This window comes from Allochromatium palmeri, from assembly GCF_009720725.1.
Classification (GTDB): Bacteria; Pseudomonadota; Gammaproteobacteria; order Chromatiales; family Chromatiaceae; genus Thermochromatium; species Thermochromatium palmeri.
In genome coordinates, this window is the sequence record NZ_WNKT01000020.1 from 1 (window position 1) to 15,802 (window position 15,802).

The window sequence follows — 15,802 nt, forward strand, 5'->3', positions numbered from 1 at the left end:
GATGGCGCCTCCTATCATCGCGCCGGGGCCGTGCGCGAGCTCGCTCAGGAGCTGTCGATCACCCTCCAACCGTTGCCCGCCTATAGCCCAGACTTCATGCCGGTGGAAGCGCTGTGGCGATGGTTACGCGAGGAGGTCACCTACCATCATTGTCACGCCACGGCCGAGGAATTGGTTCAACGGGTCAACCACTTTGTTCACACCATCAATGCCGATCCCTTCGCCATCGCTGACCGACTCTGGACCAAAACTACGCTCGATCCAGAGGAAGAGAAATTACGCATCCCGGCCTAGTCGAGGTTTAGCGTTGGAACGCGCAACGGTCGTGATCCGTGTCAATGCTCGCTATTCAAGCGCCCTGCGCCGACTCGGCCAGCCGCTGGCGTCCACGCACGATCGCTGCGCGCACCTGGGCCGGTGCGGTGCCACCAATATGATCGCGCGCGGCGACCGAGCCTTCGAGCGTCAGCACGGCGAAGACATCGTCTGTAATGGCGTCCGAGAACTGGCGCAGTTCATCGAGCGTCAGCTCGGCCAGATCACGCCCCTCGCGCACGCCGAGCGCTACGGCCTTGCCGACGATCTCATGCGCGTCGCGAAAGGGGATGCCCCGGCGCACCAGATAATCGGCCAGATCGGTCGCGGTGCTGAACCCCTGCTTGGCGGCGGCGCGCATCCGCTCGCGGTTGCAACTGACATGCGCCATCATGTCGGCATAGACCTTGAGCGAGCCTTTGAGATTGTCGACGGTGTCGAACAGCGGCTCCTTGTCTTCCTGATTGTCCTTGTTGTAGGCCAGCGGCTGGGACTTCATCAGGGTCAGCAACCCCATCAGATGACCAAAGATGCGTCCGCTCTTGCCGCGTACCAGTTCCGGCACGTCGGGGTTCTTCTTCTGCGGCATGATCGAGGAGCCGGTGCAGAAGCTGTCCGAGAGTTCGACAAAGCCGAACTGGGCCGAGGACCACAGGATCAGTTCTTCGGAGAAACGCGACAGATGCATCATCAGGATGGCCGCGTCCGCCGTGAACTCGATGGCGAAGTCGCGATCCGAGACCGCGTCGAGCGAGTTCTCGGCCGGGCGGTCGAAGCCGAGCCGCTCGGCCGTGTAGTGACGGTCGATGGGGTAGGTGGTCCCGGCCAGCGCGGCGGCGCCGAGCGGCAGGACATTCATGCGACGTCGACAGTCGGCCAGACGCTCGCGGTCGCGCTCCAGCATCTCGAACCAGGCCAGCATGTGATGACCGAAGGTGATCGGCTGGGCGACCTGGAGATGGGTGAAACCGGGCAGGATGGTGTCGGCCTCGCGCTCAGCCAGATCCAGCAGCGCGGTTTGCAGACGGAGGATCTCGGCGCGGATGGTATCGATCTCGTCGCGCAGCCACAGACGCACATCGGTGGCGACCTGATCGTTGCGCGAGCGTCCGGTGTGGAGCTTCTTGCCCGCGTCGCCGATGTCAGCGGTCAGCGCCGATTCGATGTTCATGTGCACGTCTTCGAGCGGGATCGACCATTCGAATTCACCGGCGTCGATGCGTGCACGCACCCGTTCCAAGCCAGCGACGATGGCGTCGCGCTCGGCCTCGGTCAGGATGCCCTGACGCGCGAGCATGGTGGCATGGGCGATCGAGCCCTGGATGTCGTAGCGATAGAGCCGGCGGTCGAAGTCGACCGAGGCGGTGAAGGCTTCGACAAAGGCATCGGTCGGGGCATTGAAGCGCCCCGCCCAGGGCTTGGCGGATGAATTCGAGTCTGACATGGAAGGGTCCAACGGCTGCAAAAGGGAATGATTTTACACTGAGGCCGGCCGCGTCCTAACATGCGTGCCATGTTCCGCCCTGAGTGAGCCTTCATGACCGACGACGACCTGCTGCGCTACAGCCGCCAGATCCTGCTGCCCCAGTTCGGCATCGAGGGCCAGGAGCGTTTGCGCGAGTCCAGCGTGCTGGTCGTCGGACTCGGCGGACTCGGCTCGCCGGTGGCGCTCTATATGGCGGCGGCTGGGGTGGGGCGCTTGCTGTTGGCCGATTTCGACCGCGTCGATCTGTCCAATCTGCAACGTCAGATCCTGCATACCACGGATCGCCTCGGCCAGACCAAGGCCGAATCGGCCCGTCATGCACTCCGGGCGCTCAATCCAGGCGTCGAACTGGTCACGGTCGAGACCTCGCTCACACCCGAAAACCTGGCCGAGCAGGTCGCCGAGGTGGATCTCGTCGTCGAATGCAGCGACAACTTCGCCACTCGCTTTGCCGTCAACGCCGCCTGTCAGGCCGCGCGTGTCCCGCTCGTCTCAGGCGCGGCTATTCGGCTGGAAGGGCAGGTGACGGCCTTCAGCGGCCAGCCGGGCGGTCCCTGCTATCGGTGTCTCTATCCCGACGAAGGCACCAGTGACGAGACCTGCACCGCCAATGGCGTGCTGGCGCCGCTGGTCGGGATCATCGGCAGTATCCAGGCCGCCGAGGCGATCAAAATCCTGACCGGACTCGGCACGCCGCTGTTCGGGCGCCTGCTCCTGCTCGACGCAGCGCGGATGGAATGGCGCGAAGTCCGGCTGCGTCCCGATCCCGCCTGTCCGGTGTGCGCCGGATCCGCCAACGTCAGACCCTCCACCGCCCTCTGAGGAGCCGACCGTGTCTATCCACTGTGACGTCAGTCCGGCCGAGATCAAACAGGCCAACATCCCGCACGAGCTGTTTCTCACCAATCTGGTCGGCAACCATATCCTGATGGCTGTCGCGCTCGGCGGACTCTTCGGCAGCCTCCCCTGGGCCATGATGATCGTGCCGCTCGTCTCCTTCGGCATTCTCGGTTATACGCTCTGGCGCGCGCGCCGGTCGCGCCAGCGTGATTCCTGGTATGTAATGTGTCACTGGCAGCTGTGCGCGCGCCGCAGCCGGATCTTCATGGCGATGCTGGGTCTGCTGCTGGTCGTGGCAGGGCTGGGCGGGTTGGGCTACGCCAATGGACTCATGATCAAGGAAGCCGCCATCGCGCTCGTGATCGGCATCGGTATCCTGCCGATGATGGTCACGCTGCTGGTGCTGGTCATGATCGAGTCCGACGCGCTCTATCACGCCAATCAGGCCAGGCTCCCGGCCTGGGTCATCGCGCGGTTTCCGCGCCCGGCAGTGCCTTGACAGCGACATCTGGCGGCAGATTCGCGGGTTTGGTTTCGCGCGCCGTCTCCGGTAGACTTTAGAGCTTTACCGTTGTGGTGGGTGCATGGGTCTTCTCGCGATCATCGGTGGCTCGGGTTTCACGAGCCTGCCGTCTCTGACATTGCTCGAATCCAAGCCGGTCGAGACGCCCTATGGCGCGACCTCGGCTCCGGTGACGCGCGGGCGGCTCGCCGAGCGCGAGGTGCTCTTTCTGCCGCGCCATGGGCCGTCGCATCATCTGCCGCCGCATCGCATCAACTATCGCGCGAATCTCTGGGCGCTGCGCGACTCGGGCGCCGAGCGTGTCATCGGGCTGGCCGCCGTCGGCGGGATCACGCCGGACTTCGGTCCAGGCGTGCTGGCAGTCCCGGATCAGGTCATCGATTACACCCACGGACGCGAGCACACGATCCATGACGGAATCTCGGGCGGTGTCGATCACATCGACCTCACCGAACCCTACTGCGAGTCATTGCGCCAGGCGCTGATCGAAGCCTGCACGCGCGTGGGCGAGGTCGCGATTGCGCAGGGAACCTATGGCGCGACTCAGGGACCGCGACTGGAGACGGCCGCCGAGATCCGGCGCTATGAACGGGATGGATGCGACATGGTTGGCATGACTGGGATGCCCGAGACGAGTCTCGCGCGCGAACTCGGTCTCTGTTATGCCAGCCTGGCCTTCGTCGTCAATTGGGCCGCCGGTAAGAGTGGCAGCATTATTACCATGAAGGAGATCGAGGAAAATCTGGCCTTGTGCGTCGATCGGGTGTTGGCGGTTCTGGAGACCATAGCGGTCACTGACTGAAGTATTCAGGGCCGGGACTCGACGGACATTGGTCCAAACACTGATCGAACATCTACAACATGCGCGTCTCTCCGCGGGAGTAATACAGAATGGCTAGCTCGGAAGAACAAAAACCGTCTCGCTCCGGCCTCGGGTGGTTTCCGAAACTCATCCTTTGGGGTGCAGTCATCGCCTTTGGCTATGTCTATCTCAGCTCGGTCGATCGTGAGGGCGGTGGAACCACGGCCTCATCGCTGCTTGACTCAGTCGCTAAGCTGAGTCCGATTTCACTGTCATCGATCCCAGGCTTCTCCGACCAGGAAGAAGGCGCCGCTGAGCCGGTCGAGGTCGCCAAGACCGAGGAGGCTCCGCCGGCCGAGACCGCCAAGCCGGTGGCTCAGACCGAATCAGCCGCCTTCACGCGCGCGCTCGTGAGCGATCAGACAGAGGTATCCAAGGCCGCGCCGCCGCCACCAGCCACCTATGCCGCTGTGGCCATGAAGCCGGCCAGCGAGCCGGCTCCAGCTCCAGCCGAGAAGACCGCCCCGGCGCCAGTCGAGAAGGCCGCCCCGGCTCAGGTTGCTGAGGCACCGTCCGCTCAGCCCAGCCGTCTCCAGATGTCGGCACCGGTGGCGTCTCAGCCTGCACCCGTTGCGCCGGCTCCGGCAATGCCAGCCCCGGTCGAATCGGCACCAGCGGCCGGAATGTCGGCCAACGACTGGGCGGCTATGCGTCAGCAGCAGCGCGCCGAGATGATGGCTCAATACGAGGCCATGCGTCGCGAGGCCGACCAGCGGATGCGTCAGTATTGGGAGCAGAGGCGTGAGGCCATGCCCATGGCCGCTCCCTACGGTTATCCCGGTTACGCGCCAGGGTATATGCCTGGCTATGCTCCGGGTTATGCGCCGGGCGTCTATGGTCCGCCGCGCTGATTGGGCAGACTGATCGCGCGCCCCCGAGCGGGGCGTGCGATCCAGAGCGCATCCGACCGCCGCATCGCGGTGGTCCTTGAAATCATCCGGGTTCGCGCGTATAGTTCCCTCTCTTAAGGAGAAGGCGGATCCAGATATTATCCTGTGTCGTCGTCATGAGACCCCGTTATGGGGTTTTTTTATCGCTCGCAAAATGGCGCCGATCGGCCTTTTGGACGTTCGAGCAGGGTTAGCGGTTGGGCCTATGGCCCAATTTTTGTTTCTACGGGGCGCAAAACATGCAGCCGGCTGACAGCCAACTCACACTTCTGGCGCGTCGCGTCATCGAGCCTCTGGGCTATGAGCTGGTTGGCGTCGAATACTTCCAGAAGGGCGGCGGGGCGACGCTGCGGATCTATATCGATCATGAGCACGGCATCACGCTCGATGACTGTACAGCGGTCAGCCATCAATTCAGCGGCGTGCTGGATGTCGAGGATCCGATCTCCGATCAGTACGATCTGGAAGTCTCCTCACCCGGTTTGGATCGCCCCCTGGTGTTCGCCGAGCACTTCGAGCGCTTTGCCGGTTCCAGGGTGCGGCTCCGTCTGGCTGAAAAAGTCGAGGGGCGGCGCAAGCTCGACGGCCTGCTCCTGGGATTGGAGCCGCCCGGTGTCGTCAAGCTGCAGGCCGAGGGGCGTGACTGGGAGATTCCTCTGACGAGTCTCGAATCGGCCCGACTGATTCCTGATTTTCGCGCGTCTCGGGACTCCAATCCGCGATGACGACTATCGTTTTTCACTCTGGCCGCAGTTCAAGCTGGATATTGGTGGAATGAGCAAAGAGATCTTAAATGTCGTTGAAGCCGTCTCTAACGAGAAGGACGTCCCCGAAGGCGTGATCTTCGAGGCGATCGAGGCGGCGCTCGCCTCAGCGACCCGTAAGAAGCATGGCGGCGAGATCGACGTGCGCGTATCCATCGACCGCAAGACGGGCAACTATCACAGTTTCCGGCGCTGGGAGATCGTCTCCGATCCCGAAGACGGTGAGGTGCTGGAGGCGCCGTCGCGTCAGATCACGGCCTCGGCGGCGGCGATCCTGGAGCCTCATCTCGGTCTCGGCGATTTCATGGAAGAAGAGATCGAGTCCGAACTCTTCGGCCGCATCGCCGCCCAGACCGCCAAGCAGGTCATCGTGCAGAAAGTGCGCGATGCCGAGCGCGCCAAGATCGTCGACGCTTTTGCTTCGCGCAAGGGTCAGCTCGTCACCGGCATCGTCAAGAAAGCCGAGCGCAACACCATCCTGCTCGATCTCGGCAACAACGCCGAGGCGTTCATCCCGCGCGATCATGTCATCCCGCGCGAATCGGTGCGCCCAGGTGATCGGCTGCGCGGCTATCTCTATGATGTGCGCTCCGAGCAGAAGGGGCCGCAGCTGTTTGTCAGCCGCACCGCGCCTGAGCTGTTGATCGAACTCTTCAAGCTCGAAGTGCCCGAGGTCGGCGAAGGACTGATCGAGATCCTGGGTGCGGCGCGTGATCCAGGCGTGCGCGCCAAGATCGCGGTGCGCACGCGCGATCCGCGCATCGATCCGGTCGGCGCCTGTGTCGGCATGCGCGGTTCGCGCGTGCAGGCCGTCTCCAACGAACTCAATGGTGAGCGGGTCGACATCATCCTGTGGGATGAGAACCCGGCACAATTCGTCATCAATGCCATGTCGCCGGCGGATGTCGTCTCCATCGTCATCGACGAGGAAGCGCGTAGCATGGATGTCGCCGTCAAGGAAGAGAATCTGGCCCAGGCCATCGGCCGTTTCGGCCAGAACGTGCGTCTGGCCACCCAGTTGAGCGGCTGGGAACTCAACGTCATGAACGAACAGGACGCGGCCACGAAGAGCGAGCAGGAAGCCAATCGCTCGGCTCAGGTGTTCATGGATCAGTTAGGCATCGACGAGGGGCTGGCGGCGCTCCTGGTCGAAGAAGGTTTTTCGAGCGTCGACGAGGTGGCCTATGTGCCGCTTGATGAAATGCGCGCCATCGATGAACTCGACGAAGAGACCATCGAGCTGTTGCGCGAGCGCGCCAATGACGTGCTGGTTACGCGCGCCATCGCCACCGAAGAAGTCGACGAAGTCAGTGGTCCGAGTCTGTCGGCGCTGAAGGGCATGGACGAAGAACTCGTTGAGACGCTCGCCGAGCGCGGTATCGCGACCCTGGAAGATCTCGCCGACCTCGCGGTCGATGACCTCATGGAAATTGAGGGGATGGACGAGGAGCGGGCCGCCCGTTTGATCATGCAGGCGCGCGAGCCATTGTTCGCGAATGCCCCAGAGGAATAGAGGTACAAAGGTCAGTCCATGAGTGAAGTCACGGTCAAGCAACTCGCCTCAACGGTCGGCATTCCGGTCGAGCGACTCCTAACCCAGTTGAAAGAGGCTGGCATCAGCGCCAGTGGCGCGGATGCCACCTTGACGGAGCAGGAAAAGATCCAACTCCTCGGTTATCTGCGCCGCAGTCACGGCAAGGACGAAGGTGCGGCGGATGGTGCGCCCGATCAGGTCACCATCAAGCGCAAATCGGTCAGCGAGCTGCGCGTTCCAACCGCGGCGCCGCGCACCAACCCGCCTGGCTCGCGACCGGCGCCGACCCCGCGTGGCGGTGGCAAGACCGTCAGTGTCGAAGTCCGGCGCAAGCGCACCTATGTCAAGCGTGCTGACGAGCCGGCTACGGGAACTACGCCCGCGCCACGCCGGCAGTCCAATGATCGCAGCCGCGCCGGCCGCGAGCGCGCGGCGGCCACCAGTGCCGTGATCGATGAGTCACGTCGCCGCGCCGCCCTGGAAGCCATGCGTGCTGAGCAGGAGGCACGTCGTCTGGCCGAGCAGGAAGAACAAGAACGCATTGCTCGTGCGGAAGAAGTACGCGCCGAGGAAGAGCGTCGTCAGGCCGCAGAAGCGCGTCGTCGAGCTGAAGAAGATGCACGCCTGCAGGCCGAGCGTGAAGCCGCCGAGCGTCAGGTGAGCAAGGCATCGGATACGTCTGACGTCGCCGAAGCCGTGACGGATACCGACGTGCCTGAAACCCCGGCACGTCGCACCGAATCCGCCAAGCCGAAGAAAGCCGTCAAAAAGGCCGCCGAATCCGTCGAGAAGGAAAAGGAACGCCCGGTCAAGAAGGTCGTCCGCAAGGAGGCTGCGCCGGTGCGTGTTCGCGATGTCGCGGCGGCCGGTCGTGGCGATTACGAAGACGTCGAGGGCGCCGGCGGTGGTCGCGGTCCACGGCGACGCAAGAAATCCTCCAAGCCGCAGCTCCAGGACAAGCACGTCTTCCAGCGTCCCACATCGCCGGTCACGCGCGAGGTCGAGATCCCTGAGAACATCACGGTGGCCGATCTGGCCAATCGGATGTCGGTCAAGGCGTCCGTGGTCATCAAGGAGCTGTTCAAGCAGGGCATGATGGTCACCATCAACCAGAGTCTTGACCGTGACACGGCGATCCTGGTGGTCGAAGAGATGGGCCACAGGGCACTGGTCGCCGACGAACGCGATGCCGAGGGTACCCTGCTCGACGAGATGGAAGAGCAGGAGGGCCAGTTCGAGTCCTTGTCGCGTCCGCCCGTGGTCACCATCATGGGCCACGTCGACCACGGCAAGACCTCGCTGCTCGACTACATCCGTCGCACCCGTGTCGCCTCCGGCGAGGCCGGCGGCATCACCCAGCACATCGGCGCCTATCACGTCGAGACCGACAAGGGTACGGTGTCCTTCCTCGACACCCCAGGCCACGCGGCCTTCTCGGCCATGCGTGCCCGTGGCGCCAAGGTCACCGACATCGTCATCCTGGTGGTGGCTGCCGACGACGGCGTCATGCCGCAGACGGCCGAAGCCATTCAGCATGCGCGCGCCGCTGGCGTACCGCTGATCGTGGCTATCAATAAGGTGGACAAGCCCGAGGCCAACCCCGACAAGGTGATGCAGGAGCTGACCCAGTACGAGGTGCTGACCGAGGAGTGGGGCGGCGACACCATGATGGTCAAGGTCTCGGCGAAAGCCGGAACCGGCATCGACGAGCTGCTCGATGCCATCCTGCTCCAGGCCGAAGTGCTCGAACTCAAGGCCCCGGTCTCCGGCCCGGCGCGCGGCGCCATCGTCGAGTCGAGTCTCGACAAGGGTCGCGGCCCGGTGGCGACGGTGCTGGTGCAGTCCGGTACGCTCCGGCGCGGTGACATCATCGTCTCGGGCGGCGAATATGGCCGTGTGCGCGCGATGTTCGACGAAGCGGGCGCGCCGGTTGAGTCGGCCGGTCCCTCGATTCCGGTGCAGGTGCTGGGTCTCTCGGGCACGCCGAACGCGGGTGACGACGTCATCACCGTCAGCGATGAGCGCCGCGCACGCGAGGTCGCCGAGTTCCGCGCCGCCCGTTCGCGTCAGAGCCGTTTCGACGAGCAGCGCGGTGTGAGCCTCGATCAGCTCTTCACCCAGCTCAAGGACGGCGAGCAAAAGGCGGTCAACCTCATTCTCAAGGCCGACGTGCAGGGCAGTCTGGAAGCGCTCCGAGAGAGCCTGCTCAAGCTCACCAACGACGAGGTCAAGGTCGCGATCGTCGCTTCGGGTGTAGGCGGACTCACCGAGTCCGATGCCAACCTGGCGGTGACCTCCAACGCCATCCTGCTCGGCTTCAATGTTCGTGCCGACGCCGCCGCGCGCCGCGTGGTCGAAGAGAAGGGCCTGGATCTGCGCTACTACAGCATCATCTACGAGCTGATCGATGAGGTGAAGCAGGCGATCTCGGGTCTGCTGAGTCCGATCGTCACCGAAGAGATCATCGGTCTGGCCGAGGTGCGCGATGTGTTCCGCTCGTCCAAGTTCGGAGCGGTGGCCGGCTGTATGGTGGTCGAGGGCGTCATCAAGCGCAACAATCCGATTCGCGTGCTGCGCAACAATGTCGTGGTCTACGAGGGCGCGCTCGAATCGCTGCGCCGCTTCAAGGACGACGTCCCTGAGGTCAAGCATGGCACCGAGTGCGGTATCGGCGTGAAGAACTACAACGACGTGCAGCCCGGCGACCAGATCGAGGTCTTCGAGCGCACCGAGCGGGCTCGTGTCCTGTGAACCAGCGTGAATTCGACCGCACCGAGCGTATCGGTGCCGAGATGAAGCGCGCGCTCGCGGTGCTGGTGCGCGATCAGGTCAAGGATCCGCGTCTGGCTAACATCACGGTGCACGAGGTACGGGTGACGCGCGACCTGGCCCATGCCAAGGTTTATTTCACCTGTTTCCCGTCTGACGAAGACACTCAGGCCCAGGAACGACTGCTCAACAAGCAGCTCGCCGGGTTTCTGCGCCATGCCCTGGCACAGGAAGTGCGCCTGCGGATCATGCCGCAGCTGCACTTTGTCTATGATGAATCGATCGCGCAGGGCGAGCATCTGTCCAGCCTGATCGAACAAGCCGTCGCTCAGGATCGACCCGCGAGCGAAGAGGAGCACTGAGATCATGGGACGCCGCCGTAACTCGGGACGCCCCGTGACCGGGATCCTGCTGCTGGACAAGCCGCTCGGTCTGTCCTCGAACGACGCCCTGCAACGGGTCAAGCGCTATTATCGCGCCGCCAAGGCGGGGCATACCGGGAGTCTGGATCCGCTGGCCACCGGACTGCTGCCCTGTTGCCTGGGTGATTCGACCAAGTTCTCTGCCTTCCTGCTGGATGCCGACAAGCGTTATCGCGTGCGTGTGCGTCTGGGCGAGACCACCGCCACCGGGGATGCCGAGGGCGAGGTGCTGGAGCGGGCGCCGATCGATGGCGTGACTGAGGCGCGTCTGCGCGATGTCCTGACCGGCTTTCTTGGCTCCATCGATCAGCTGCCGCCGATGTACTCGGCGGTCAAGCATCAGGGTCAGCGCCTTTATCAGTTGGCGCGCCAGGGCCTGGAAGTCGAGCGCCAGCCGCGTCAAATCGAGATCCATGCGCTTGAACTGCTGTCGATGGACTTGCCCGAAATCGAGCTCGACGTGCATTGTTCCAAGGGCACCTATGTCCGCACCCTGGCCGAGGACATCGGTCGTGAGCTGGGCTGTGGTGCCTATGTGAGCGCGCTGCGCCGGACCGGTGTCGGTCCCTATGCTGAGCCTGATGTGACCTTCGTCACCGGCGAACAGATCGCCGCGCTCGCCGAAGCCGAGGATTTCGCCGCGCTCGACGCCCTGCTGCTGCCGCTCGACAGCGCGCTCGGGCACTGCCCGGCGCTGAAGCTCTCGGCGGATACGGCGTTTTATCTCGGGCAGGGTCAGGCGGTGCTGGTGCCCCAGGCGCCGACCGACGGTCTGGTCCGGCTCTATGATCCCTCGTCGCACTTTTTGGGTGTCGGCGAGATCCGCGACGACGGAAAAGTCCAACCCAAACGATTGATTTGATTCATTCGTCTCCATGTCCGACCTGAATGGAACCATCCCTGAAGTCATTGTTGGGGATGGTTCGTCTGACACAGGTCTTTTATTTTTTGTGCATCAACCATTTCGAGGAACTCTCCAATGACAATGACTGCGGCTGACAAGAAGAAGGTTGTCGACGAATACGCGCGCGCCGAGCGCGACACGGGTTCGCCTGAGGTCCAGGTCGCGCTGCTGACGGCGCGCATCCTGCAACTGACCGACCATTTCAAAGAGCACAAGCAGGACCACCACTCACGTCGTGGCCTGGTGCGCATGGTCAACTCCCGGCGTAAACTGCTCGACTATCTCAAGCGCAAGGATCTCGACCGCTATCGCGATCTGATCGCGCGCCTGGGTCTGCGTCGCTAACATCCGCCTCGCGCCCCGGCGAACGGGTGGTCGGCCGCCGGTCGCTCGTTCGTCCGCCCCCTGGTGCGTCCTGTTGGACGCACCGCGAGCCGACAGCCCCGCGCTGCCATCCCCGTTCTCGCTGGCCCGAGCCGAAGGTTTGGAGTGCACCCGGGTCCGTCGCGCCGGCGGCCCAAACACCCCGAGGATTTATCTGTGATTCCCACCCCTATCGTTAAGCAGTTCCAATTCGGAAACCAGACCGTCAGGCTGGAGACGGGCGAGATCGCGCGCCAGGCCGATGGTGCTGTCATGGTCAGCATGGATGACACCGTGGTCCTCGTGACGGTCGTGGTCGACAAGCGACCGGGCGCGGAGCGCGACTTCCTGCCCCTGACGGTTGAGTACCAGGAAAAGACCTACGCCGCCGGACGCATTCCCGGCGGCTTTTTTCGGCGCGAGGGCCGTCCGAGCGAGGGTGAAATCCTCACCGCGCGTCTGATCGACCGTCCGATCCGTCCGCTGTTCGTCGAGGGCTTCTGCAATGAAGTGCAGATCATTGCCACCGTCAAGTCGCTGAACCCGGCGGTCAATCCCGAAGTGCCGGCGCTGATCGGCGCCTCGGCCGCGCTCGCGCTCTCCGGTGCGCCCTTCAATGGGCCGATCGCTGCCGCGCGGGTCGGCTACAAAAACGGCGAATACATCCTCAATCCGGCCATGACCGGTCTCAATCCGGATTCGGATCTGGATCTGGTCGTAGCGGGCACCGACAAGGCCGTGCTCATGGTCGAGTCCGAGGCCCGTGGTCTGTCGGAAGACATCATGCTCGGTGCGGTGCTGTTCGGGCACGAGCAGATGCAGGTCGTGATCGAAGCGATCCGCGAGCTGGCCGCCGAAGCCGGCAAGCCGGCGATGGAGTGGACGCCGCATGTGGCCAACCCGGTTCTGACCGAGGCTGTGCGTCTGGCCGGTGGCGATGCAATCGCGGCCGCCTACCGCATCAAGGAAAAGCAGGCGCGCTATGTCGCGCTCGGCACCGCGCGTACCGCCATCATCGAGCAACTCTGCGCCGGCGAGACACCGGCCTGGACCGAGTCCCAGGTCAAGGCCGCCATCGAGGCACTGGAGTCGAGTACGGTGCGTGAGTCGATCCTGGCCGGTGAGCCGCGTATCGACGGACGCGACACCAAGACCGTGCGTCCGATCACCATTCGCACCGGCGTGCTGCCGCGCACCCACGGCTCGTCGCTGTTCACGCGCGGCGAGACCCAGGCGATGGTCATCACTACGCTCGGCACCGAGCGTGATTCGCAGATCATCGATGCGCTGGAAGGCGAGCGGCGCGAGCACTTCATGCTGCACTACAACTTCCCGCCCTTCTGCGTCGGCGAGATCGGTCGTGTCGGCAGCCCCAAGCGGCGCGAGATCGGTCACGGACGTCTGGCCAAGCGCGGCGTGCTGGCGGTGATGCCGAGCATCGAGGAATTCCCCTATTCGGTGCGCGTGGTCTCCGAGATCACCGAGTCCAACGGCTCCAGCTCCATGGCCAGTGTCTGCGGCACCAGTCTGGCGCTGATGGACGCAGGCGTGCCGATCAAGGCGCCGGTGGCCGGTGTCGCCATGGGTCTGATCAAGGAAGACGAGCGCTTTGCCGTCCTCACCGACATCATGGGCGACGAGGATCATCTCGGCGACATGGACTTCAAGGTCGCGGGTACCGCCACCGGTATCAATGCGCTGCAGATGGACATCAAGATCGAGGGCATCACCAAGGAGATCATGGAGATCGCGCTGGCGCAGGCCAAAGACGGCCGCCTGCACATCCTCGGCGAGATGAACAAGGTCATCGACTCGCATCGCATCGAGATGTCCGAACATGCCCCGCGCATCATCGAGCTCAAGATCCATCCCGAGAAGATCCGCGACGTCATCGGCAAGGGCGGCTCGGTCATCCGCGCCATCACCGAGGAGACGGGCGCGACCATCGACATCAACGACGATGGCGTGGTCAAGATTTTCTCGGTGGTCAAGGCCGCCGGCGAAGAGGCCAAGCGCCGCATTCGTCTGATCACGGCCGATGTCGAAGTCGGCAAGGTCTACGAGGGCAAGGTTGCGCGCTTGATGGATTTCGGCGCCTTCGTCACCATTCTGCCAGGACGCGACGGTCTGGTGCACATCTCGCAGATCTGCGAGGAGCGCGTGCAGTCGGTCAGCGACAAGCTCAAGGAAGGTGACGTGGTGCGCGTGAAGGTGCTGGAAGTCGACAAGCAGGGCCGTATCCGTCTGAGCATGAAGGCGGTCGAACCGGGCGAATAAGACCGCTCCTCATCGCGATTCGGCCCGCCGAGTCGATGGAATCGTCACAGTGCTGGCCATTCCGTCGACCCGGATGTCGATCGATCCACGCCAGCTCGCGACACATCGCGGACAATCGCGCGATAATCGAACTCCCACCCAGCCACAGGGAGTTCGGTTTTCATGTCCACGCCAGATCCCACGCTCATCGGTCGCGTCATCGACATCCAGGGCGGGCGTTTGATCGCCACGCTCTATCCGTCCGAGGACGGCTTCCCTTCCGCCAAAAGCATCGAGGACGAGTCGCTTCCGGTCGGCCAGTTGGGCAGCCTGGTCGAGATCAAGGACCGTGCCGGACACATTCTCGCCGAAATCGCCCGCAGTCATGAGGAAGCCGTCGGCACGCGCGCCGTCAAGGGCGAGGCCAATGCCGCACCGCGTCAGGTGACCGTGCGCGAGCGCCGGCTGGAGCTGACCGCGCTCGGCGAGATCAACGACGAAGGCCGGCTCGAACCCGGCGTGAGCCGCTATCCGGTGGTCGGTGCGGCCGTGCATCTGATTCCGACGACACGTCTGTCAGGTCTACTGTCACGCCAGGCCCAGGTGGCGCTGGAGCTTGGACGCCTGTCGGTGCGCCCGGCACTCAAGGCGACCCTGGAGCCGACAGCCCTGTTCGGGCGGCATCTGGCCATCCTCGGCCAGTCGGGCGCCGGCAAATCCTGGACGCTTGCAAGTCTGATGCAGTGCGTGGTCAAGACCATGCCGCGCTCGCACATCGTGCTGCTCGATCTGCATGGCGAATATGGCTGGAAGCGCGCTGATGGTACCGTCGAGGGCATCTTTCCACCCGGCACGGCGCGCTATCTCGATGCGCGCGAGTTGGAGATTCCCTATTGGCTGCTGACCTATTCGGAACTGGTCGATCTGTTCATCGATCGCGCGGATGCCAATGCCACGCTCCAGATCGCCTTTCTGCGCGAAACCGTCTACAAACTGCGCAAGCAGTCCAATCAGCATGCCGGCATCGACCGGCTTTCGGTCGATTCACCGGTCTATTTTCCGATCGACGAGCTTTATCAGTGCTTCAAGAAGGCCAACGAGGAAAAGCTCGAATTCGGCAAGGTCAAGGGGCCGCTGTTCGGTGCCTTCGACGATTTTCTGGTGCGTTTTCTGTCGCTCTACAACGATGGGCGCTATGACTTCTTCATGCACCCGCGCAAGAACAGAAGTTCGGCCAGCCTGGAAGGACTGTTGCGCGATTTTGTCGGACTGGGCGAGCCCAAGCGTCAGGTGACCGTGATCGATCTCAGTCCGATCCCGGTCGATCTGCGTCCGGTGATCTCGGCCCAGATTGGCCGGCTGGCCTATGAGTTCAACTACTGGAATCCGCGTCGGCACGAATTCCCACTGCTGCTGGTGTGCGAGGAGGCGCATCAGTACATTCCACGCGAGTCCGATACCCGCTTCGTCGGTACGCGGCGCTCGATGGAGCGCATCGCCAAGGAAGGGCGCAAGTACGGCGTGACGCTCTGTATCGTCAGCCAGCGTCCAACCGAACTCTCCGAGACTGTGCTCTCGCAATGCGGTAACTATCTCTGTCTGCGCATCTCCAACGCTGATGACCAGGAGTATGTGCGCCGCCTGCTGCCTGAGGGCGCGAAGAACCTGGCGGACATGCTTTCATCGCTGCGTCGCGGCGAGGTGCTGGCCGTGGGCGATGCCGCCATGCTTCCGGTGCGTATCCAGGGCTATCGGCCTGATCCGCCGCCGGCGAGCAACGATGCGCCGCTCTCCCAGAGTTGGATGGATGGCCCCGAGGATCTGGACGTGGCCGATATCATCGACCACTGGTGGCGGCAGGTGCGGTGAGTGAA

General features: G+C 63.6%; 14 protein-coding genes. 13 read left to right on the forward strand and 1 reads right to left on the reverse strand.

What is annotated here, in order from left to right:
* On the forward strand, positions 1–294 hold a 294-nt coding region (locus tag GJ668_RS10510; RefSeq protein WP_186343029.1), incomplete at its 5' end, for a transposase.
* Between the two features lie 55 nt (positions 295–349).
* Here GJ668_RS10510 and argH read toward each other — a convergent pair.
* Positions 350–1,759, reverse strand: coding sequence for an argininosuccinate lyase (argH, locus tag GJ668_RS10515; RefSeq protein WP_155450108.1), 1,410 nt, complete (start codon positions 1,757–1,759; stop codon positions 350–352).
* 93 nt (positions 1,760–1,852) lie between these two features.
* Here argH and GJ668_RS10520 point away from each other — a divergent pair, with 93 nt between their 5' ends.
* The 12 genes from GJ668_RS10520 (at position 1,853) to GJ668_RS10575 (ending at position 15,797) form a co-directional block, all read left to right on the forward strand.
* Complete coding sequence (locus GJ668_RS10520) at positions 1,853–2,623, forward strand: HesA/MoeB/ThiF family protein (protein ID WP_155450109.1); 771 nt, start codon at positions 1,853–1,855, stop codon at positions 2,621–2,623.
* 10 nt (positions 2,624–2,633) lie between these two features.
* A complete protein-coding gene (locus GJ668_RS10525) occupies positions 2,634–3,140 on the forward strand; it encodes a hypothetical protein (RefSeq protein WP_343032204.1) in 507 nt (168 codons plus the stop codon).
* Positions 3,141–3,225: 85 nt separating this feature from the next.
* Positions 3,226–3,966: an S-methyl-5'-thioinosine phosphorylase gene (locus tag GJ668_RS10530; RefSeq protein ID WP_155450110.1), complete on the forward strand. Its 741-nt coding sequence runs from the start codon at positions 3,226–3,228 to the stop codon at positions 3,964–3,966.
* Positions 3,967–4,055: 89 nt separating this feature from the next.
* Positions 4,056–4,877, forward strand: a complete 822-nt coding sequence (locus tag GJ668_RS10535) for a hypothetical protein (protein WP_155450111.1) — start codon at positions 4,056–4,058, stop codon at positions 4,875–4,877.
* Positions 4,878–5,155: 278 nt separating this feature from the next.
* Positions 5,156–5,641, forward strand: a complete 486-nt coding sequence (gene rimP / locus GJ668_RS10540; RefSeq protein WP_155450112.1) for a ribosome maturation factor RimP — start codon at positions 5,156–5,158, stop codon at positions 5,639–5,641.
* A gap of 49 nt (positions 5,642–5,690) precedes the next feature.
* Complete coding sequence (gene nusA, locus GJ668_RS10545) at positions 5,691–7,193, forward strand: transcription termination factor NusA (protein WP_155450113.1); 1,503 nt, start codon at positions 5,691–5,693, stop codon at positions 7,191–7,193.
* 18 nt (positions 7,194–7,211) lie between these two features.
* Positions 7,212–9,965, forward strand: coding sequence for a translation initiation factor IF-2 (gene infB, locus GJ668_RS10550; protein ID WP_155450114.1), 2,754 nt, complete (start codon positions 7,212–7,214; stop codon positions 9,963–9,965).
* Complete coding sequence (rbfA, locus tag GJ668_RS10555) at positions 9,962–10,345, forward strand: 30S ribosome-binding factor RbfA (RefSeq protein WP_186343030.1); 384 nt, start codon at positions 9,962–9,964, stop codon at positions 10,343–10,345. The genes infB and rbfA overlap by 4 nt, the downstream gene beginning before the upstream one ends.
* A gap of 4 nt (positions 10,346–10,349) precedes the next feature.
* On the forward strand, positions 10,350–11,267 hold the full coding sequence (gene truB, locus GJ668_RS10560; protein WP_155450115.1) for a tRNA pseudouridine(55) synthase TruB: 918 nt from the start codon (positions 10,350–10,352) through the stop codon (positions 11,265–11,267).
* Between the two features lie 117 nt (positions 11,268–11,384).
* Positions 11,385–11,654 carry a 30S ribosomal protein S15 gene (gene rpsO, locus GJ668_RS10565; protein ID WP_155450116.1) on the forward strand — a complete coding sequence of 90 codons (270 nt, stop codon included), beginning with the start codon at positions 11,385–11,387 and terminating at the stop codon, positions 11,652–11,654.
* A 195-nt stretch (positions 11,655–11,849) separates the two neighbouring features.
* Positions 11,850–13,949 (forward strand): polyribonucleotide nucleotidyltransferase, encoded by a 2,100-nt coding sequence (pnp, locus tag GJ668_RS10570; protein ID WP_186343031.1) that lies wholly within the window; start codon positions 11,850–11,852, stop codon positions 13,947–13,949.
* 162 nt (positions 13,950–14,111) lie between these two features.
* On the forward strand, positions 14,112–15,797 hold the full coding sequence (locus GJ668_RS10575; protein WP_155450117.1) for an ATP-binding protein: 1,686 nt from the start codon (positions 14,112–14,114) through the stop codon (positions 15,795–15,797).
* The last annotated feature ends 5 nt before the right edge of the window (positions 15,798–15,802 follow it).